18 protein-coding genes are annotated in these 20,506 nt (G+C 65.6%); 7 read left to right on the top strand and 11 right to left on the bottom strand.

Annotated features, from left to right (window positions below):
• Positions 1 to 6 precede the first annotated feature (6 nt).
• The 4 genes from B5G43_RS05495 (at position 7) to B5G43_RS05480 (ending at position 5,645) form a co-directional block, all read left to right on the top strand.
• Complete coding sequence (locus tag B5G43_RS05495; RefSeq protein ID WP_204244534.1) at positions 7 to 702, top strand: ABC transporter ATP-binding protein; 696 nt, start codon at positions 7 to 9, stop codon at positions 700 to 702.
• On the top strand, positions 699 to 1,925 hold the full coding sequence (locus tag B5G43_RS05490; protein ID WP_087259473.1) for an ABC transporter permease: 1,227 nt from the start codon (positions 699 to 701) through the stop codon (positions 1,923 to 1,925). Before B5G43_RS05495 ends, B5G43_RS05490 begins: the two co-directional genes overlap by 4 nt.
• An 18-nt stretch (positions 1,926 to 1,943) precedes the next feature.
• Positions 1,944 to 4,352 carry an S-layer homology domain-containing protein gene (locus B5G43_RS17985; protein WP_087259472.1) on the top strand — a complete coding sequence of 803 codons (2,409 nt, stop codon included), beginning with the start codon at positions 1,944 to 1,946 and terminating at the stop codon, positions 4,350 to 4,352.
• A gap of 177 nt (positions 4,353 to 4,529) precedes the next feature.
• A complete protein-coding gene (locus tag B5G43_RS05480) occupies positions 4,530 to 5,645 on the top strand; it encodes a helix-turn-helix transcriptional regulator (RefSeq protein WP_158097363.1) in 1,116 nt (371 codons plus the stop codon).
• A gap of 41 nt (positions 5,646 to 5,686) precedes the next feature.
• Here B5G43_RS05480 and B5G43_RS05475 read toward each other — a convergent pair whose 3' ends face one another.
• The 11 genes from B5G43_RS05475 to B5G43_RS05425 all read right to left on the bottom strand — a co-directional run bounded on the left by B5G43_RS05475 (position 5,687) and on the right by B5G43_RS05425 (position 16,717).
• Positions 5,687 to 6,136: a phosphate-starvation-inducible PsiE family protein gene (locus B5G43_RS05475; protein WP_087259470.1), complete on the bottom strand. Its 450-nt coding sequence runs from the start codon at positions 6,134 to 6,136 to the stop codon at positions 5,687 to 5,689.
• Between the two features lie 19 nt (positions 6,137 to 6,155).
• Positions 6,156 to 7,181 carry an aminotransferase class I/II-fold pyridoxal phosphate-dependent enzyme gene (locus B5G43_RS05470; protein WP_087259469.1) on the bottom strand — a complete coding sequence of 342 codons (1,026 nt, stop codon included), beginning with the start codon at positions 7,179 to 7,181 and terminating at the stop codon, positions 6,156 to 6,158.
• Positions 7,182 to 7,202: 21 nt separating this feature from the next.
• On the bottom strand, positions 7,203 to 8,888 hold the full coding sequence (locus B5G43_RS05465) for a glutamine--tRNA ligase/YqeY domain fusion protein (protein ID WP_087259468.1): 1,686 nt from the start codon (positions 8,886 to 8,888) through the stop codon (positions 7,203 to 7,205).
• Positions 8,889 to 8,972: 84 nt separating this feature from the next.
• On the bottom strand, positions 8,973 to 9,437 hold the full coding sequence (locus B5G43_RS05460; protein WP_087259467.1) for a low molecular weight protein-tyrosine-phosphatase: 465 nt from the start codon (positions 9,435 to 9,437) through the stop codon (positions 8,973 to 8,975).
• 157 nt (positions 9,438 to 9,594) lie between these two features.
• Positions 9,595 to 10,278 (bottom strand): hypothetical protein, encoded by a 684-nt coding sequence (locus B5G43_RS05455; RefSeq protein WP_087259466.1) that lies wholly within the window; start codon positions 10,276 to 10,278, stop codon positions 9,595 to 9,597.
• A gap of 18 nt (positions 10,279 to 10,296) precedes the next feature.
• Positions 10,297 to 11,541 (bottom strand): hypothetical protein, encoded by a 1,245-nt coding sequence (locus B5G43_RS05450; RefSeq protein WP_087259465.1) that lies wholly within the window; start codon positions 11,539 to 11,541, stop codon positions 10,297 to 10,299.
• Between the two features lie 17 nt (positions 11,542 to 11,558).
• Entirely contained in the window at positions 11,559 to 12,893 is a 1,335-nt protein-coding gene (locus tag B5G43_RS05445; protein WP_087259464.1) for a type IV secretion system DNA-binding domain-containing protein, read from the bottom strand.
• 81 nt (positions 12,894 to 12,974) lie between these two features.
• Positions 12,975 to 13,358, bottom strand: a complete 384-nt coding sequence (locus tag B5G43_RS05440) for a hypothetical protein (RefSeq protein ID WP_087259463.1) — start codon at positions 13,356 to 13,358, stop codon at positions 12,975 to 12,977.
• A gap of 30 nt (positions 13,359 to 13,388) precedes the next feature.
• Positions 13,389 to 15,437 carry a hypothetical protein gene (locus tag B5G43_RS05435; protein ID WP_242960464.1) on the bottom strand — a complete coding sequence of 683 codons (2,049 nt, stop codon included), beginning with the start codon at positions 15,435 to 15,437 and terminating at the stop codon, positions 13,389 to 13,391.
• Positions 15,438 to 15,465: 28 nt separating this feature from the next.
• Positions 15,466 to 16,404, bottom strand: coding sequence for a hypothetical protein (locus B5G43_RS05430; RefSeq protein WP_087259462.1), 939 nt, complete (start codon positions 16,402 to 16,404; stop codon positions 15,466 to 15,468).
• 13 nt (positions 16,405 to 16,417) lie between these two features.
• Positions 16,418 to 16,717 (bottom strand): hypothetical protein, encoded by a 300-nt coding sequence (locus B5G43_RS05425; protein ID WP_087259461.1) that lies wholly within the window; start codon positions 16,715 to 16,717, stop codon positions 16,418 to 16,420.
• 207 nt (positions 16,718 to 16,924) lie between these two features.
• Here B5G43_RS05425 and B5G43_RS05420 point away from each other — a divergent pair, with 207 nt between their 5' ends.
• The 3 genes from B5G43_RS05420 to B5G43_RS05410 are packed head-to-tail and all read left to right on the top strand — an operon-like array spanning position 16,925 to position 20,502.
• Positions 16,925 to 17,317 carry a helix-turn-helix transcriptional regulator gene (locus B5G43_RS05420; RefSeq protein ID WP_087259460.1) on the top strand — a complete coding sequence of 131 codons (393 nt, stop codon included), beginning with the start codon at positions 16,925 to 16,927 and terminating at the stop codon, positions 17,315 to 17,317.
• 37 nt (positions 17,318 to 17,354) lie between these two features.
• On the top strand, positions 17,355 to 18,911 hold the full coding sequence (locus tag B5G43_RS05415; RefSeq protein ID WP_158097362.1) for an Hsp70 family protein: 1,557 nt from the start codon (positions 17,355 to 17,357) through the stop codon (positions 18,909 to 18,911).
• Positions 18,912 to 18,933: 22 nt separating this feature from the next.
• The gene (locus tag B5G43_RS05410) at positions 18,934 to 20,502 is read left to right on the top strand and encodes an Hsp70 family protein (protein ID WP_087259458.1); all 1,569 of its coding nucleotides are present in this window, start codon (positions 18,934 to 18,936) and stop codon (positions 20,500 to 20,502) included.
• Positions 20,503 to 20,506 lie beyond the last annotated feature (4 nt).

The following is a 20,506-nucleotide window of genomic DNA, read 5'->3' as shown; positions in this document are numbered from 1 at the left end:
ATCGACGTGCTCATCGATATCAAAGACGTGTTCAAGATCTATAACGAGGGCTACGAGAACGAGGTGCGGGCCCTCAACGGCGTGTCGCTCCAGATCGACCGGGGAGAGTTCGTGGCCATCGTGGGCCAGTCGGGTTCGGGCAAGTCCACGCTGATGAACATCCTGGGCTGCCTGGACATCCCCACTTATGGCGACTACCACCTGGACGGCACCGACGTGACCGAGCTGAGCGACCGGCAGCTCTCCCACATCCGCAACAAGCAGATCGGCTTCATCTTCCAGGGATTCAACCTGATCCCGGCCCTCTCGGCCTATGAGAACGTGGAGCTGCCCCTCATCTACCAGGGAGTGCGCACCCGGGAGCGGGAGGAGCGGGTGATGGACGCGCTGGAGCGGGTGAGCTTGGCCGACCGCTGTGACCACCGCCCCACCGAGATGTCGGGCGGCCAGCAGCAGCGTGTGGCCATCGCCCGGGCCATCGCCACCCATCCTCCCATCATCCTGGCGGACGAGCCCACCGGCGCACTGGACTCCAAGACGGGCAAGCACGTGCTTCAGATCCTCCGCCAGCTCTATCTGGAGGGGACTACGGTGATCCTCATCACCCACGACAACTCCATCGCGGCCACGGCGCCCCGCATGGTGCGCATCGCCGACGGCAGCATCGTGGAGGACCACGCACAGGAGGTGGACTGGCTGTGAGCATCCTGCAATCCATCAAGCTGGCCATCAAGTCCATCGCCGGCCGGAAGGGCCGAACCTTCCTGACCATGCTGGGCATCATCATCGGTCTGGCCTCGGTCATCACCCTGGTATCCTACGCCAAGGGCCAGACCAAGGAGATCATGCAGTACTACGAGAGCATGGGCTCCAACCAGATCCAGGTCAGCGCCAGCAAGTGGGGGACCGGCGGCGACAAGGTGTTCCAGAGCCTCTATGATTACTGCCTGAAGCTGGACGATCTGGTGCTGGGTGTGACGCCCAGCGGCAGCATCTGGGGCACCATCCAGTACGGCGCCAAGAACTCCGACAACATGGACTGGGCTCCCCAGGTCTATCTGGGCAGTGAGCAGTGGTCTCTGTGCAACAACTTCCAGATCGGCAAGGGCCGGGACCTCTGCTACATGGACATCAAGAACAACACCCAGGTGTGTGTCCTGGGGTCCAAGGCGGCGGAGCTCTTCTTTGACTACGCCAATCCCATCGGGAAGAAGCTCACCGTCTGCGGCGTGCCCCTGGAAGTGGTGGGCGTTTACAAGCAGAAGGACTTCTCCGGCAGCGAGTACTCCCTGGACAACGTCATCGCCGTGCCCTACACGCTGAACCAGACCCTGTCCCTGGCCTCCAACTCTTTCACCGATATGAGCAACTTCGTGGTCAAGGCCCGGAGCAAGGAGGCCACCAACGAGGCGGTGACCCTGCTGGAGGTCTTTCTGAAGGGCCTCATCGGCGACTCCCAGTCGGGCATGAGCTATGGCTATTACAATGTGTACAGCACCAACCAGGGCCAGCAGAGCGCCGACGAGGCCACCAAGGGCCAGCAGGCCCTGCTGGGCGGCATCGCGGCCATCTCCCTGCTGGTAGGCGGCATCGGCATCATGAACATCATGCTGGTCACCGTCACCGAGCGCACCCGGGAGATCGGCATCCGCAAGGCCATCGGCGCCGAGCGGCGGACCATCATCCTGCAATTCCTCATCGAGGCCTGTATGATCTGCGGCATCGGCGGCATCCTGGGCATTCTGGTGAGCTACCCGGCCACCTGGATCTACTGCAAGCAGCAGCTGGGCTATGTGGTCAGCCCCGACCCCTCCATCATGGCCCTGGCCGGTGTGGTGTCGGTGCTGCTGGGCATCGTATTCGGCCTGTACCCGGCCATCAAGGCCAGCGGTCTGCAGCCGGTGGAGGCCCTGCGGGCTGAGTAAGAAGAAGGAGAGAACGCTATGAAGCTGAAACGAATCCTGGCCGCGCTGGTGGCGGTGTCCATCGGTGTGAGCCTTCTGATCCTCCCGGCGGGGGCCGCCTCGGGCGGTTCCTTCACCGACATCTCCGACCCGGAGGTGGCCGAGGCGGCGGAGCTGCTGCGGCTGCTGGGGGTGGTGAACGGGACCGGCGGGACCTCCTACCGGCCCAGCGGCACCCTGACCCGGGCGGAGTTCTGCAAGATGGCGGTGGACGTCATGGGCAAGGGCGACCTGGAGCCCGCCCAGCGGGGCCGCACCATCTTCCTGGATGTGGGGAGCACCCACTGGGCCCGGGGCTATGTCAACCTGGCCTCCTCCCTGACCACCAGCGGCGAGCTGGCGGGGACCGGCTCCTCCCAGGGGGACGGGGACTCCTCCGCCCCCACCGTGGCCAATGACCGGCTGATCCTGGGCGTGGGCAACGGCAACTTTGAGCCCGACCGTCCCATCACCTACGGCGAGGCCGTGGCCATCCTCACCCGTATCCTGGGCTACAACACCGGGGACATCGCCCCCGGCGCGGCCTGGTACGACGGCTATCTGGCGGTGGGTGCCACCACCGGCCTCACCGAGGGCCTGAACCTCTCCGGCGCTTCCGGCCTCACCCGCGGCCAGGCGGCGCTGCTCTTTGAGAACCTGCTCTTCGCCTGCGGCAAGGGCAGCGAGGAGTGCTACCTGGTCAGCAAGCTGGGCGGCACCCTCACCGACGACGTGGTGCTCCTGTCGGTGGACACCAACACCGCCACCGGTTCCAACACCGTGACCGTGGCCACCGGCACCTCCACCAGCAGCCCCAAGACCGAGCGCACCGCCCTCTCCGCCCAGCTCCTGGGCGTGCGCGGCCAGATGGTGCAGGACAAGAACGGAGAGTTCCTCACCCTGCGGCCCAGCGAGAGCGACTCCATCCGCCGCATCACGGTCACCGGCAAGGTGGACGCCAACTATGTCACCGCCTCCGGTGAGAAGATCACCATCCAGCCCGCCACCGTGGTCTGGAAGGACGGAGAGGCCACCACCTTTGAGAAGGTCTGGTCCTACCTGTACTCCGGTACGCCCATGACGCTGTGCTACGGCCCGGCGGGGAAGCTGGACTATGTCTACCTCTCCTCGGCCTCCCAGTCCAGCGACAACGTGATGGTGGCCCGGACCAAGCCCACCGGCACCTCCAACCCCTTCGCCTCTCTGACCGGCGGCGGGGAGTACCAGATCTACAAGAACGGTGTGCCCGCCACAGTGGCCGACCTGCGGCAGTACGACGTGGCTACCTTTGACGCGGGGAGCCGCATCCTGCGGGTTTCCGACCTGCGCCTCACCGGCTACTACGAGAATGCGTCCCCCAACCCCACCGCTCCCTCCACGGTGACCATGCTGGGGCAGGACTTCACGGTGCTGCCCGGTGCGGTGGAGGACCTGGCTGCCTTCCGGCCGGGCGATGAGGTGACCCTCCTCTTCACCAGCGACGGCCGGGTGGCCGGTGCTCTGGACCCGTCCGTGGCCCGCTCCACCACCGTGGGCGTGGTGGAGGAGTGCAGCACCACCACCGCCAAAGTGAAACCGCTCCTGAACTTCTTCAATGCCAAGGGCGAGGCCGTGGTCTTTGAGGGCGATGTGAACCTGAGCGAGTCCTCTGCGGCCAAGATGGTGGGCCAGCTGGTGACGGTGTCCTCCGGCAAGGACCGCATCAACCTGTCCAAGCTCACCGGCGGCAGTTCGGTCAGCGGCACCCTGAACGTGGCCCAGCGCACGCTGGATGGAGTGGAGCTGGCGGAGAATGTGCGTATGTTCGAGCGGGTGGGCAACAGCGAGCCCAAGGAGATCACCTACGATCAGCTCACCCGGAACACCGTGCCTTCCTCCAAGATCCTCTACGCCGGGAAGGATTACAGCGGCAAGTACAGCGTTCTGGTCTTTGACGATGTGACCGGCGACCAGTACACCTATGGCTTTGCACGCTTCACCCCGGCGGACCCGGTGGATTCGGACTCCATGGCTTACAGCAACGCCCATATCTCGGTCCAGAACGGCGGCGAGAGCCAGACGCTGGTCTGCGGCGCCACCTTCCGCAACGGCGACGTGATCGGTATCGCCCCCTCTATCGAGACGCTGGACGGGGAGCACAAGCTGGCCGGCTCCGTCACCCTCCAGAAGGCGGACGGCGTGGTCCGGGCCAACTACGACCCGGACACCCACACCCTGAAGGTGGGGGACAAGGTGTTCCCCATCTCCCAGGAGGTCTGGTGCTACAACAAGACCACCGGCTACTGGTTCCAGGCCGACACCGGCTATGAGCGCTTTGAGCTGGCCCGGGCCTATGCCGAGGAGATGACCGTCTACTACGACAAGTCCCCGGACCAGGGCGGCAAGATCCGCCTGGTCGTGGTGGAGTAACCACAGCAGCGAACGCCCCCCGGCGCGGCCGCGCCGGGGGGTGTTTTTGCGCTCTCGTCGGGTGCGAGACCGGATTCTCGGCCCATTCCCGGCCTCCGGGAGAGAATTCTCGCCCTGCGGGGTGGGCATTTGGGGGCGGATATGCTATCCTTGAGCCAGAAGAAAGGAGATGAGGATATGAATACCTTTGGTGAACGGCTGCGTCAGTACCGCCGGGCCCGGGGCCTCACCCAGCAGGAGCTGGCAGATCTGCTTGGGGTGAGCAACAAGAGCGTCTCCCGCTGGGAGAGCGAGGGGGGCTATCCGGACGTGCCGCTGCTCCTCCCGCTGGCCCAGGCGCTCCAGGTCAGCGTGGACGACCTTCTGGACGGGGAGAAGCCGGTGCGTACTCTGACCCGCACTGACTTCCAGGGCCTGCTCTCCTTCGCCTTTGCCCTGGGCGGAGGCGTGCTGTTCTTCCTGCTGGACCTCTTCATGCCTGCGGTGCTGTGCTACCTGGCCTATCTGGGGTGTGTGGCCTACGGCGTGTACCTCCAGCGCTATTACGCCCACCACAGCCGCTGGTTCCACCTGTCCAATGCGGCCATGCTCTTCGCCGTGAATCTGACCTTCGTGGTCAAGGTGGGGTCTACGCTGCTGGCGCTGAGCTTCTTCGGCTCGTCCCAGGCCATGCTGGGGGCCAGCATCCAGGGCCAGCTGCTGAGCGGACAGCTCGGCAGCGTCCTGTTCCTCGCGCTGGCGGCGGTGTGTGTGGCCGCCCTTCTCACCGCCGCCATGGAGGGAGCCATTCTCTCCTGGAGCCGCGGCAAGGGCCTGAAGCCGAACGCCGTGTTCCGGCTCACCCTGCGCCGTCCGCCGCTGCGCCGGGCGCTGCCCGCTTTGGGGCCAGTGCTGGCGGGGGCCTTCTGGCTGCCCTTCCTGCTGGAGAGCTGCCCGGTGGCCTGGTATGAGCACCAGGAGACCGCCTTTGCCCTCTGGCTGATCCTGCTGGGCGCAGTTGGGACAGCGGTTCTTTGGAAGGGGCAGAAGCGTTACATCGTCCCCTTCTGGCTTCTGACGGCCTGCTGCTGGGGAATGACCGGCCTGCTGACCTACCGGGATGCCTGGTCCTCCTTGGGCAGAAACCGGATTCCATACCTCGACAGCATGAATCTGGAGACCTACCAGCCGCTGGGGGAGCCCAGCTGGGCCACCGCGCTGTGCGCGCTGGTGCTGGCGGCCGTGTGGCTGCTGGTGAGTGCTCTGGCTCTGAACCGTAAGGAAAAAGCGCCGGAAGAACCGGATGAGACCTGAAAAAAGCGCCGCGGTCATCAAGGACCGCGGCGCTTTTGCGCTCAGTGTTCCTCTTTTTCTGCCTCACGGTGGTGGCGGAGAAAGACGGCAGAGGGACGGTTGTCCAGATCGGGGATAAAGAGATACTTGCGGATGATGAAGAGCAGGCCGATGGAGATCACCATGATGAGGTTCTCCACGGCGGTGGTGTGCTCAATGACCATCTGACGGGCAATGGCGAAGAGGAGGACCTCCACCACCGAGCTCATGTTGTGGCGGCTGAGCATTTTCAAAAACTCGATGCCGATGACCACGGTAAAGGCGGTGGCCAGGAACTCCTGGAGTTTATCGGTGTTGGCCGGTTCGGCGGCCATGATGCCCAGCTCGTGGGCCACCGACACCAGCGAGAGGGCGATGGCGGCGATGACGAAGAGGGACACGATGATCTCCAGGAATTGGGCGATCCGGTAGATGGCGTTGGGGATGCGGAGCTTGAGCAGTTCACTGTCCATAGCGGACTCCTTTCTCCTTTTACAGGGGGAAGTGGGGCAGCAGGCCCTCCACATCGGCCTCGGTGGTGGCGAAGGAGGCCACCAGACGGATGACGGTCTGGCCCATGCGGGGCGCGGGACCCCACACCTCAAAGGCGCAGACCTCCCGCAGGGCAGGGAGGAGGGAATCGTCCACGATGGGGAAGATCTGGTTGGTGGGGGAGAGGAAGTAGAAGGAGATGCCCTTCTCGCTCAGTCCCTCCTGGAGCCGCTGGGCCATGGCGTTGGAGTGGCGGGCCAGCTCAAAGTAGAGCCCGTCAGTGAACAGGGCCTCAAACTGGGCGCCCAGCAGCCATCCCTTGGCCAGCACGGCGCCCCGCTGCTTCTTGATGCGGAACAGGTCCTCCGCCAGCTTGGGATCGGGGATCACCAGGGCCTCGCCCATGAGAGCGCCGTTCTTGGTGCCGCCGATGGTGAAGGCGTCGGCCAGCCGGGCCAGGTCGGCCAGGGTGAGGGTGTTTCCGGCGGCGGCCAGGGCGCAGCCCAGGCGGGCGCCGTCCACGAAGAGGAGCAGGTCGTGCGCCCGGCAGACATTGTGGAGGGCCTCCAGCTCGTCCCGGGTGTAGACGCCGCCGGTCTCGGTGGCCTGGGAGATGTACACCAGCCGGGGCTTGACCAGATGCACGTCCTCATAGGTGGGGAGGGCGGCCTCGATCTGCCGGGGGCGGAGCTTTCCGTCCGGGCCGGTGGGGAGGGGGAGGATCTTGTGGCCGGTGGCCTCCACCGCACCGGACTCGTGGCCATTGATGTGGCCGGTCTGGGGGCAGAACACACCCTCCCAGGGGCGCAGGAAGGCGGCGATGGCGGTGAAATTCACCGAGGTGCCGCCGATGAAGAAGGAGACGTCGGCCTCCGGGGCCTGAGCCAGGTCCCGGATGAGCTGGATGGCGTGCTCACAGTGGGGGTCAAAGCCGTAGCCGGGGTTGCCCTCGGCACTGGAGCGGGCCACGGCGTCCAGAACCTTGGGGTGGGCGCCGAAGGAGTAGTCATTGCGGAAGAGATACATGACGATATTGCCTCCGACCGATCAGAATTTGAAGGAGTCCTTCAGGCTCACCGAGCGGTTAAAGACCAGGTGACCGGGCTTGGAGTCCTTATTGTCCACGCAGAAATAGCCCTGACGCAGGAACTGGAAGGAGGCAGGGGCGGCGGCGTCGGCCAGGGAGGCCTCCACCTTGGCGCCGGTGAGCACCTCCAGGGAGTTGGGGTTCAGGCAGTCCAGGAAGTTCTTGTCGCCCGCGTCGGGATCGGCGTCGGCGAAGAGGTTGTCATAGAGGCGGATCTCAGCGTCCACGGCGGTGGCGGCGTCCACCCAGTGGATGGTGGCGCCCTTTACCTTGCGGCCGTCGGCGGGGTCGCCGCCCCGGCTCTCCGGGTCGTAAGTGGCATAGATCTCCACCACATTGCCGTTCTCATCCTTCTTGCAGCCGGTGCACTTGATGAGATAGGCGCCCTTCAGGCGGCACTCGGGGCCGTCGGGGTAGAGGCGCTTGTACTTGGGCACGGGGGTCTCCAGGAAGTCCTCGGCCTCCACGTACACCTCACGGGAGAAGGTGACCTCCCGGGTGCCGTCCTCGGGCCGGTTGGGGTTGTTCTCCACGGGGAAGGTCTCGCTCTGGCCCTCGGGGTAGTTGGTGATGACCAGCTTCACGGGACGGAGGACCGCCATGCGGCGCAGGGCCACGTCGTTCAGGTCCTCCCGCAGGCAGTGCTCCAGGAAGGCGAACTCCACGGTGGAGGCGGCCTTGCTCACGCCGTTGCGCTCGGAGAAGTTGCGGATGGAGCGGGGGGTGTAGCCCCGGCGGCGCAGGCCGCACAGGGTGGGCATCCGGGGATCGTCCCAGCCGGAGACCCGGCCCTCCTCCACCAGCTGGCGGAGCTTCCGCTTGGACATAACGGTGTAGTTGATACCCAGGCGGGCGAACTCGATCTGCCGGGGCTTGGCGGGCAGGTCGCAGTTGGCGATAACCCAGTCGTACAGGGGACGGTGGTCCTCAAACTCCAGGGAGCACAGGGAGTGGGTGATCCCCTCCAGGGCGTCCTCGATGGGGTGGGCGAAGTCGTACATGGGGTAGATGCACCACTTGTCGCCCTGGCGGTGGTGGTGCATGTGGTTGATGCGGTAGATGACCGGGTCGCGCATGTTGAAGTTGCCGCTCTCCAGGTCGATCTTGGCCCGGAGGGTCATGCGGCCGTTTTCGAACTCACCGGCGCGCATGCGGGCGAAGAGGTCCAGGGACTCCTCCACGGGGCGGTCCCGGTAGGGGGAGCGGGCAGGGGTGTTCACGTCGCCGCGGTACTCCTTGAACTGCTCGGGGGTCAGCTCACAGACGTAGGCCAGGCCCTTCTTGATGAGGGCCACGGCGCAGTCGTACATCTTCTCAAAATAGTCGGAGGCGTAGAAGAACCGGTCGCCCCAGTCATAGCCCAGCCAGTGGATGTCCTCCTGAATGGCCTCCACGTACTCCACGTCCTCTTTGGTGGGGTTGGTGTCGTCCATGCGCAGGTTGCACAGGCCGCCGTACTTCTCAGCGGTGCCGAAATCGATGAAGATGGCCTTGGCGTGGCCGATGTGCAGGTAGCCGTTGGGCTCGGGGGGGAAGCGGGTGTGGACGGTCATGCCCTGGAACTGTCCTCCCTGCGCGAGATCCTCATCAATGAAATCGTGGATAAAGTTCTGAGCCATCACGGGGGTATTCCGTTCGTCCGGCATGTCATTCACTCCTTCGTAAAATAGGCGATGCTTCGCCAAGTTAACTTAGGTATTATACACCGCCTCTGGAGCGGAATGCAAGCCTCAGCGGCTGATTTCATAGCCAAGATGGTGCAGCAGGGCGGTACACCCCTCCAGCACGTCGTCCCAGGTCTGACGGAAGTCGCCGGTGTACCAGGGATCGGCCACCTCATCGGCCCGCCCGGCGTACTCCAGCAGCAGATGGATCTTGCCGTCCGGATCGCCGCCGCAGATGCGATTCATGTTGCGCAGGTTGGCCCGGTCCATGCCGACGAGCAGGTCCCAGCGGCTGTAATCGGCCTTTTTCAGTTGCCGGGCGGCGTGGCCGGCGCAGCCGATGCCGTGCTCAGCCAGCTCCCGCCGGGCGGGGGGATAGACGGGGTTGCCGATCTCCTCGGTGCTGGTGGCGGCGGAGGCGATCTCGAATTCCGCCTCCAGGCCCGCCTTTCTGACCAGGTCCTCCATTACAAACTCAGCCATGGGGCTGCGGCAGATGTTGCCGTGGCACACGAAAAGTATTTTGGTCATATTTGATCGCTCCTTATAAATTCGGTAGTTTGGATTGCAGGATATACCGTCCCGGCCCTCAACGAAAAAGAGAGCCAGACTTGTACGCTTCATCATAGCACAAGTCTGGCTCTCTGGATAGCGCGAAGGAAGAAGAACGGTTCTGTCGGCTCCACTCCTATCGCCTCCGGCCGCCCCGGATGATGTACCAGAGCAGCCAGAGGATCACGAAGCCGGGGAGCAGAGCGGTGAAGAGGGTCAAGATACCCTGTAACAGCGCCCAGCGCATGGTCCAGAGGGTGGCCAGCAGGGCGATGACCAGGATCACAAAGCCGATGCGCAGCAGCAGCGGCCAGGGGATGGAGGCGGCGGAGCGGCCCAAACGGGAGAAGGTGCCCGTCCGACGGGCCCGGGGAGGCTCATGCCAGGTGAAAGAAGGGGCTTCCCAGGAATCCCGAGTCCGGACAGCCGGGCGTTCCGGCGGGTCCAGGTCGATCTGCGGCGTGGAGCGGGGCTGCGGTTGTTCCTCCCGGAAGTGGGCGAAGAAGTCCTCCTCCGGCTGGGGCTCCGGGGGCGGAGGGGGAGTGGCCTCCCGGGCCGCAGGCTGCGCGGAGGCGGTGTGGCTTGAGGAGGAGTGCTGCCGCTCGTAGTCCCGGCGCAGACCGGCGAGGAGGTCATCGTCGTGAATGACGGCTCGGTTGGTGTGCCGCTGGGACGGGGCGGGGAGTGTCAGGGGGCGATAGCCCTGGGCCTGCAGCTCCGCCTCGCTGCGGCTGTCCTCCACGGGCCGCCGTCCGCAGCGGGGGCAGTTGGAGCTGCGCCGGGAAAAGTACAGGCGGCAATCTTCACAAATGTAAGCCATAACGAACCTCCCATTGATTCAGTCCACACGCCGGGCCAGCACCGGCGTGTCCACGGCGCGGCCGCAGAGCAGCGCGCCCGCGCCCAGTCCCATCAGCTCCTCCCCACGGATATTCCGCTCGGCGGTCTCCCGGAGGGAGGTGCCGGAGCCGTGGGAGGAGAGGAAACGGAAGGGCTCCCGCCGGCGGTCGGTGTGGGACTCCCGTACCTGCCGGTAGTAGCTGCCGAAGGCGGCGGAAAAGGGCTCAGCGCTCTCCCGGCTGGAGCAGGCAAAGACCAATACCTTGTGGTGCTGGCCCAGCAGCCGGTCCATGCCCTCGTTCTGGTCTCCCAGCACCCCCGAGGCAGTCTCGGCCAGGAGCCCGGTGGCGTAGTGCAGCGACCCGTGCTCACCCAGAAAGCGCTCCCGCAGGGTAGAGCCGGTGAGGGTCAGACCGCAGGCCACCACCAGAAAGGGGACCTGCTGCCGGATCAGGGCCTGCAACTCCAGATCCAGGTAGTCCAGCGCCTCGCTCCGGGAGCCGGGGACCCGCACGCTGATGAGGTCCCGACGGCGCACCGCGGAGATGAGGCTCAGCCCGGTGTGGTTCTGGGCGTTCCGCCGGGCCCACAGGGCTCCGCCCACCCGCACGGCAAAGGCGGTCAGGGCGTCGTAGACCCGCTGCTGCACCCCGGGCGCGGAGAGGGAGCCCCGCAGCCGGGTGCGCAGAGGTTCCGGCAGATGGGAGAGCACCGCCCGGTCCAGCCGGTCGTAGGGCATGGCGGCCAGGTCCAGCAGCAGGTCCAGGTTGTAGGGATACTCCCCGAAGGGGGTGGGGTCCTGCCGGAAGCGGCAGGCGCAGATGGCCAGATAGTCCAGCAGACGGGCCTGCACCTCGGCCTGACCGGCGTGGGAGAGGCCGTCCCGGTAGGGGGCCACGCACCGGACCACCTCTTCCTCCGGCAGACCGTAGAGCAGGTCGTAGTAGGGACCGCCGTCGCCGGGGCGGTTGGCGGGCCGGATGTGAAAGGAGGCCTGCCGGACCTGGGGGAAGCGCAGGCCCAGGGTAGAGAGGCTGCCCTCAAAGGCCGGGTCGTCGTGGAGCAGGACCACACCGAACCGTCCGCAGCAGCGGGCGATGGCCCGCAGACCCACGGCAGCGCGCTGACTGGGGGCGCCGCAGAAAGCGGCGAAGCTCTCCCCGGGCGCATCCCAGGGGAGAAACTCCTCCAGGCGCACCTGTCCGACGGTGCGGACGCTGCGGGTGTGATCGATGTGTGCCATGGGGACATTCCTCCTGCTCAAAAGCGGTCCAGTTCGAATTGAAAGAGAAAGGGCTCCTCCTGGGTGCTCAACCCCACCACGGCCTGGCCGGGGCGGAGGGAGCGCTGCTGCCAGTGCTCCACCGTGCTGCCCTCCCGCTCCCGGTCCACCGGGGAGTTGCTGGCGTTGAGGTAGCGGTAGGAGGTGATGTTGGGGCCGAACAGCTTGGAAACGTACTCCCGGGAGGCGTAATCTCCGGTGCGGAAGGCCACCACCGAGCCAAAGCCCCCCAGGATGACCTGCCCGGCCTCCCGGCCATAGGCGGCGTAGATCTGCTCCACGCTCTGGAGGCCGGCCACCACGGTGACTCCCTTGCTGCGCCCGAAGTTGAGGGCGTCCTCCAGGTGGGAGAGCTTGGGGAGGAGCTTGAACTCGTCCAGGAAGAAGTGGGCGTGGCCTCTGGCGCTGCCGGAGAGGGCCTCCTTCAGGGCCAGGTCGGCCAGCAGGCGATAGATGGGGGTCAGGGTGGCCCCCAGGGCCAGGTCATACTCCAGAAAAATGGCCCGCCCGCCCTTGGCCCGGATAGCTTGGCGGATGGAAAAGCCATCCTCCGGCCGGGCGGGCGCCTGGGCGAACACCCCCTGAAAACAGTCCTGGAGCATGCTGTACAGCTCGCTGAACACGCCCAGGGCCTGGTTGCTGGTGCCGTCGCCGAAATAGGCCTGGAGCCACTGAAAGTCGGGGTAGAGGGAGAAGTATTCCGCCAGCTTGGCCGGCGGGGTGATGCGGAGGAACTCCACCAGCTTCTGGTTGTTCAGGTTCCCCTGCCAGGCCTGGGGCCGGTCCTGCCCCCGGCGGAGGAAGTAGAGAATGGTGTGGGCGAACAGGTCCCGGGCGGCGTTGGCGAAGAAGGGCTGGGTCTGGGAACCACGGCCGTGGAAGCAGCCCGCGGCGATCTCGTTGGCGTTGGCGGCCCAGTCCCGGGGGTCGTCCCCGTCGGCCCGCACATCGGCAAAGAGGTTCCAGACGGCGCTCTGCTCCCGGAAGGCGGGACTGCTGCCCAGCACGTAGTCGCCCGGCTGGAAGAAGCCCGGGTGGCGGAAGTAGTCGGCCTTGGTGTCAAACAGAAAGGTCACGCGGTCCTTCCCGTCGGGGAGGGAAGGGGCGCGGAGCTGGGGGAGGATCTGGTGGATGGCGTTGGTCTTACCGCTGCCCGAGCCGCCCAGAAAGAGGATGTTCTGCGAGAGGGCGGTGTCATCCAGGGCAAAGACCTCTCCGCTGCCGGCGTCCCGGAAAAAGACCCGGGGAGGCCGCCCGGTGGGCCGGTAGCGGCCGTCGGTCAGGCGGCGGCCAAATAGAAGCTGTTCCTGCACGCGGTTCTCCTCCTTTTGGGGATCGGAATGGGGCTGACCGGGACCCGGGGATGGATGTCATCCCGGGGCCCCGGCCTGGTCTTACAGGGCGTCCAGCATGGCCTGGAGCTCTTCCACGGACTTGGCGCGCAGCTCCTGGTCCTGCTTCTCCGCGATGAGGGACAGGAGCTTTTCCTTCTGCTCCTTGCGGGCCAGGGCGTTGCGGCGGGCCTCGGCCTCCGCCTGCTTGACGGCCACGATGTGGCGCACCAGGGCGATCTTGGCCTCCAGCACCGTGTCCTCGGCGGACTTGGTATTCAGCAGGCTCTCCTCGTTGGCCTGTCTGGCCTGGGCGTTGAGGGCCTTGAATACGGTGTCCAGCTCCTGGACGGACAGGTCCCAAAGGTCCTCGGTGGTGGCCATGCCGCGGTAGGGGAAGCGGAACTTCTGACGGGTGGCCTGCTCAAAGAGATTTTCCAGTTCCATCATCAATACCTCCTAAGGATTGAAATAAGCTCAGAATCGAATCTTGAGGATGCGCTCGCTGGCGCCGCGGACCTTTACGGTCAGCTCGTCGTGCTTGGTGGCCGAGAAGCCCAGGCCGGAGAGCTGCTCGTCCGCGGGCTCCACCTGCATCCGGCTGCCCAGGGCCTCCAGCACGCACTTGTGGGGCATCAGCTCCTCCTTCAGGAACTCGTTGTACCAGCCGTTGGGCGTGTCGGGATTCTTGCAGTCCTTGAGCATGAAGAAGTAGTGGCGGTGGCCGATACCGTGCTGGCTGTCCCAGTAGTTGGGGGAGTACAGGATCACCGACACGGGGACAAACCGGTTGGTGCGCAGGCCCCACAGCTCCCGGGCGCTGGCGGAGGCGGAGAGAGCGGGCTTGATGGTGAAGCCCTGGCCCTTGCGGTAGGTGACGGTGGCCACCTCCACGCACTCCTCCTGTCTCAGGCTGAAGGGGTAGTCGAAGTTGTAGACCGTGCCGTCAAACTCGATCTGGGCCTTGAAGCCGGTATTGCCGGCGCGGCGGGTGTAGCAGTGGACAAAGAAGCGGTACTCGCCCTCGGGCATGAACTGAGTGGAGGGCCAGGTGATGTTCTCCACCGCGGCCACGCCCTCTTCGGGGTGAATGATGTCCACGTCCAGTGCGCCGCCCGAGGTCCTGGCGTTCTTGTGGCCGAAGAAGATCTCCTCCTGGTTGGGCTGGATGCAGTGGGCGTCCAGATCGCTCAGGTTCTGGCCGTCCTCGTCGTTCCACTGGATGGAGAAGCGGAGCACGCCGTCCACGCTGCCGCCTGCGGCCTTCACCCGCTCCTTGATGCTGTCGGTGATGTTGCCGTTGTAGGACCAGCCGAAGGCGTTGTCCCACTTGAACATGGAGGGGCTCTCGGGGTCCTTGGGGGCGATGAGGGAGACCAGGTGGCTGGCGTGGCGGTTTTCCAGCATGACCTCCACCTCGCGGGCAGTGGGGAGCACCCGGGAGACGAAGTCCTCCGCCGACACTTCCTCCACCCGGGCGAAGGCCCTGGGGGAGAGGGAGAGCGCTTCCAGCATGGCGTCGAACACGCTGCTGCCGGAGATCCGGCGGGCGGCGTCCCGGTTACAGAAGAGGATGTTGGAGATGCGGATGTCGTCCAGGGTGGCGAAGCGGCGGCCCAGGGAGCCGAGGTAGCCCAGCTGTTCCAGGGTCTTTCGGGCGGCCTCCAGGGTCTCCTTGGTGTAGACAGCCTTGGGGCGCTTGTAGTTGGTGGGGGCCACGACGGTCTCGTAGCGGCGCAGAGCCGCCTCCAGGTCCATATCGTCGCTCAGGTCGGTGAGGAGGGTGCCGATGCTGTGGTTACGGATGCGGGTCATGGCGCCGCCAACGGTGGCCAACTTCTCCCACAGGTAGAGCTCCCGCTTCTCTGCGGGGAGGTCCGCGTACTCGTCCTGAATGGCGCGGAAGCTGGTCAGCAGGCCCTGCCACTCTTCGCCGCGGTAGAGGGACTTCTGGGCGATGAGCTCCAGCACCGTGTCCACCGCGTCGGGGGCGATCTCCTCCAGCGCGCGCTGGAACACCTGCTTGGAGGCGGCCTGCCGGCCGATGAACTCCTCCACGGTGGCGTCCGTCTGGACCACAAAGCGCTTGGGCAGGGTCAGATGGAAGTGCGCCCAGGTGTCGACGCTGCAGTCTTCCAGCTGCTCGTAGCTGAACTCCGCGCCGACGCTGGCCTGTCGGGCCAGAAACACGCCGGAGATGGGGGCCGCGCGGACGTAGGCGTCCATGGCGTCGGCCACCTCCTGGTAGGGGGCGGGGGCGCCGGAGATCTCCCAGATGGTGTGGACCTCCTGGTTTTGGAGGACCACCACGTTGCCCATGGTGCGGACAAAGTGGCGGCAGCAGCTGCAATCGTACTGGCGGCGGATGCGGTAGACTTCGTTGGTGCCGGCGGGATAGCTGTCCAGATAGTAGTTCCAGAGCTGGTCCCGGTCCACATCCACCGTATAGAGCATCTCCACGCCCTCGGTCATCCGGGCGAAGTGCTCCGCGATCAGCCGGGCAAAGGGCTGAAAATTCACATTCATGGTGTTATACACTCCTTTCGGTTCTGGTTCATGCGGGGTCAATACCTCCGCTGGGGTCCTGGCCTGAGCCCTCCAGCCCGCCGTAGCCCCCGCTGGGGCCGGCGCTCTGGCCGCTGAGAGCGGCGGAGCCGTCGTCCATATCCTGCCCGACGATTCCGGGGCTGCTGCCAGGGGTGTTGAGGACGGCAGAGCCGTCGTCCTCCAGATCCTGTGTCGGGGCATGGGCCTCCGGCGCCAGGTCCTGACCGGGGTCCTGATAGACCTCCGAGATATAGGTATAGGTGAGGGAGGGGGAGTCCGGCGTCACGCCGTTCTCCCGGTCGAACACCACCTGATCCAGCACCTCCTGGACGCCGGGGTCGCCGTAGCACATCTGGGCGCGGGCGAGAGCGGGCTCATAGGCTTCCTCCCGGACGGTGGCCAGGTAATTGGCCTTCTCAGGGAGCTCCCGGCCGATGGCCGCTTCCACCCGGGCGATGGCCTCCAGAGTCTCCTTCTGTCCCACGGCGAAGGCCTCCCGCTCGTCGGGCTGGATGCGGTAGAGGGGGTAGTCCCGGTTGGGTGAGATATAGGAGACGTAGGTCTGGGCCCGGCCTTCGTCCCACTGCACGCCGTGGGTGTGCTCATGACAGATGGTGTCATAGAGGTTCCACCCGGCGGCGGGTACCGTGATCTCAAAGGTGCGGGGGACGTTATTTGCGTCCAGATAGGTGCTGCGGAACACGCCGTCCCGGAGCAGATGGGAGTTGAGGACGATGGTGTCGCCCCGCTGTACGCCGTAGCGCTTGTTCTCCATGGGCTGGGCCGTGATCGTCCGGGGCTGGAGGCCCTGTCGGGCGGCCAGGCGGTTCTCCATCTCCTGACAGAGGGAGAGGCGGGCCTCATAGGGGAGTTTGTCCCACACCTGGGACTGGAAGCGGCTGTCCAGGGAAGTCTGGCTCAGGGCGGAAAAGGGGGTCTTTTGCATAGAATGCACCCCCTCAGCGCCGCAGGATCTGCGCCTTGCCCTGGATGGGATCTTTGAGGTAGCCGTCCATCAGGATCACGGCGTCCACATACCCGCACTGGCACAGGGCGCAGATGGCAAACAGCGTAAATTCCCCGGCCTCCAGCTCGGTGCGCGCACCGGTGGTTGCGTAGCGGGCCAGCGGGGCCTCCAGCCGGGGGTCCAGGGTGTCCACATACCGCCAGGCCAGACTTTTCAGGGCCTCGTCCGACCAGTTGGGGTGCTCCCGGCGGAGCAGCTCCTCCATCCCGGATACAGAGATCTGAGAAAGCATCCAAATCCCTCCTCTCGATGCTATGCTGTTATTATAGCGGCGCGCCGGGGCTCTGACAAGAAGCAAAATACATAAAAATTACTATAACTTCATAGTACAACATGCCAAAGATTCTTGTAACTTCATACTACGTCTTGAAATTTCCGGCCAAATCCGCTATGATAAGATCAGTTCCAAGCACACCCGTCCGGAGACAAGGAGTTTGATATGCAGGACATCGCAAAGGAGATCATCATATTAAGAGGAAAGCGCGAATGGACCCAGCAGCAGCTGGCCGACGCCATCGGGACCACCCAGCGAACGGTAGCGGCGTGGGAGTCGGGGACCTCGATCCCACGGAAGGCCATGCAGGCCCGGATCGCCATGGCCTTCGGGCTGCCAGAGGACTATTTCCTCAAAAACGGCCTGGTGGAAGAGGAGAAACCACCCCAGCGGGCCAAGGAGAGCCGGAACGATGAGAAGGTGGCCAAGCTGGTGCGCCAGCTGGGCGAGGCTCTGGGAGAGGGCGGCCTGAGCGCCGACACCCAGAAGAGTTGTCTGGACCTGTACCACCGCCTGCTGGCGGAGACGGGGCTGGACGGGAGCGAGAGAGAGAAATAAAAAGACCGTCCGCAGGGGGCGGTGAGGAGGAATGGATATGGCGATCATCATTGGGTTTGACTTCGGCAACATCAACAGCTTCCTCAGCTTTATTCAGGATATGGACCCGGACACCCGCATGGGCGGTGTGTGCCGGGATCTGCTGCGCAGCGACCGGACCGGGGGCATCCCCAGCACCTTTTTTTACTCGGACCAGCGGGGGATCCAGTTGGGGTATGAGGCGGACGCGGCCGTGCCGGCCAGCAGCCGGGTGCGGCTGCTCAAGCGCCATCTGAACCAGGAATTCACCCTTCCGCGCCGGGCCGGAAAGCCGGAGACCCGGACTTTTTCCTATGATGAGGCCATCCGCATGGTGGCGGAGTACTGCATCCGCCGGGCCAACCGGATCCTGCAGGACAATTACCATGAGACCACCAACCTGGTGGCCCTGGCCTATCCGGCCATGTACACCAGCGCCCAGCGCAAGCACCTGGTGCATCTGGTGGAGAGCGCCACGCTGGAGGACGGCACCCATGTGGAGGTGTGCGGCACCATCGCCGAGCCGGCGGCGGCCGCGCTGGACTACCTGGCCGCGTACAGCCAGATGGAGGAACAGACGGTGCTGACCTATGACCTGGGCGGCGGTACCTTCGACGTCTCCCTGGTGACGGTGTACCCCGTCGGTCGCCGCCGGGCGGATGGGAGCGTGTACTACTACGACATCCACGCCTGGGACGGCTGCGCCGTGGGCGGCGCTGATTTCGATCAGGTGCTGCTTCAGCAGCTGGAGGCCAAAATGGGTGCTTCGGTGCAGGGCAACCAGCGGGAAGTGCTGCTCCGCACTGCGGAGAGCACCAAGATCGAGCTGAGCGACAACGAAACGGCCTGGCCCGACATCACCGACCCGGCCACCGGAGATTATTACGACATCGAGATCAGCCGCAAGGAATTCGAAGCGGCCTCCCGTCCTCTGCTGGAGCAGACCATCGCCTGCACCCGGAAGATGCTCCGGAGCCACCCGGGCCAGAAGCCGGGATGCATCGTCCTCACCGGCGGTGCCAGCCAGATGCCCATGGTAAAGCGCGCTCTGGAAGAGGCTTTCCCGGAGTACCAGGGCAAGGTGACCTTCCACCGGCCCAGCAAGGCCATCTCTTACGGCGCGGCCCGCTACGGCACCCAGGAGCCGGACGACGACCCCCGGGCCTCCGCGGCCCCGGCGGTGCAGCGCACCCAGCGGGAGATCGGCATCCGCTATTTCAGAGGGCCGGATGATGTCAAGGGGCACCTGGGCACCATCATCCCTGCCGGTACGGAGATTCCCTTCCAGATGCCGAAACCGGAGTGGGTCCATCCTGTCAAGGACGGCCAGACCGAGATCCTCTACCGGGTCTATGAAGCCCGCGTGGACCACCCGGACCGGTACGAGGTGGAGCGGGATTACACCAAGATCATGGAGCTCACCCTCCACTTTGACCAGCCGGAGCCCATGACGAAGCAGACCTGTGTGCGCCTGGACATCGACCAGGTGGGACTTCTGCAGGAGGAGGCCTGGGACCCGGACGCCCCGGACAAGCCCCGGGTGCGGACCACGGAACAGCTTTGCAACCTGAGCTGAACGAGAGAGAGGAGAGAGAGCTATGCGCGCTGGCGGATGTGATGTGGGCTGCGGCTTCGGCATGGTGTCCCTGCTGACCGACGAGGGGCAGGACCCGGTGGTGCTGCTGCCCAAGGCGCTGCCCGGCGGGATGCCCACCACCGCCTTTGCCCGGCGGAGCGGTGAGATCCGGGTGTGGAACACCGAGCGGGACCGCCGCCGCCGCCCGGGCCAGGCGATCCACGCGGTGAAGAAGCGTCTGCCCGAGGGGACCATTACCCTCTGCGATGGACGCGGGTCCTTCCCGGTGGAGGCGGACGCCGCCTACACCGCCGTGGCCCGGGACCTGTTCGCCCTGGTGGAGAAGGAGATGAAGGCGGGGAAGCGGGAGTTGGTGCGGGACATCGTGCTCACCTATCCCGCGGGCTTTGCCGATTTCCCGGTGGAGGAGGGCCAGCCCTCCCTGCTGGCCCGGATGGAGCGCTGCCTGGAGGCGGTGCAGGTGGGAGGCGAGCCGCTGCGGGTGGTGGGCATGCTGCCCGAGCCGGCGGCGGCCGCGCTGGACTACCTGTACTTCATGCAGCATCAGGTGGAGAAGAGCCGCCGCCTGAAATCGGACCACTTCACGGTCCTGGTGTATGACCTGGGCCACGGCACCTTCGACACCGCCCTGGTCACCGCCCGCAGCGTGGGGGAGCCCTATCAGCTCCTGGAGAAGAGCGGCCTGCCCGATGTGGGAGGCCAGGACTTCGACCGGGTGCTGCAGGACGAGATCCTCCGTCAGCTGCGGGAGACCTACCAGTGGGAGCCCTCCGGAGCAGCGCAGATGGAGGAGGTGCGCCGTCTGGCGGTGGAGGCCAAGCATGCCCTGTCGGACAACGAGAGCTATACCGACCAGTTCTTCCCCGCGGGGGAGGGGCTGGAATTCACCATCACCCAGGCCCGCTTTGAAGAGCTGAGCGCCAACCTGCTGCAAGAGACGCTGACGTGCGCCAAGAGCATGCTGAACTGGGCCGGGGACCAGGGCGTGGCGGTGGACCGCATCGTCCTCTCCGGCGGCGGGAGCCGGATGCCCATGGTGAAGCGGGCCCTGGAGGCGCTGACGGAGGGGAAGATCCCCGTGGAGCTCCACCGGCCCGAGCTGGCGGTGTCCTATGGCGCGGCCCGCTACGCCGCCGGCATCGTGGGCGAGCAGAAGAAGCTGCCCGACGGCGGTCAGGTCAAGGCGGAGCAGAGCTCCAACATAGTGCTGGAGCAGCTGACTGCGAAGGGCTACGGCCTTTGGGTGCCCTCCCAGCGACTGGAGGGCGAGGTGCGCATCCTCATCCCCGTCGGAGTCCGTCTGCCCTATACCTCCCAGCCCATCCGCCTGCGCACGGGGAGCGGCGGGCTGACCCTGCGGGTGGAGTGTACCCGCGGCGGAGCGTGCGCGGGGGACACGGCGGCGGTGAAGGACTGCCGGGAGCTGATCCGGCTGCCCTTCCGGCTGCCCCCGGACACGGATTTCCAGTGTACGCTGCATATGGATGAGAAGGCGGGCATCACCGTCACCTGCACCCTGCCCGACGGCACGGCGCAGAGCGGCGGGACCCACAGTTCCGCCAACGGCTGACCGG

The organism is Flavonifractor sp. An92 (genome assembly GCF_002159175.1).
In the GTDB taxonomy this organism is placed as follows: Bacteria; Bacillota; Clostridia; order Oscillospirales; family Oscillospiraceae; genus Pseudoflavonifractor_A.
Note: the sequence above shows the minus strand (reverse complement) of the source record. Positions and strands in the feature narration are given on the sequence as shown.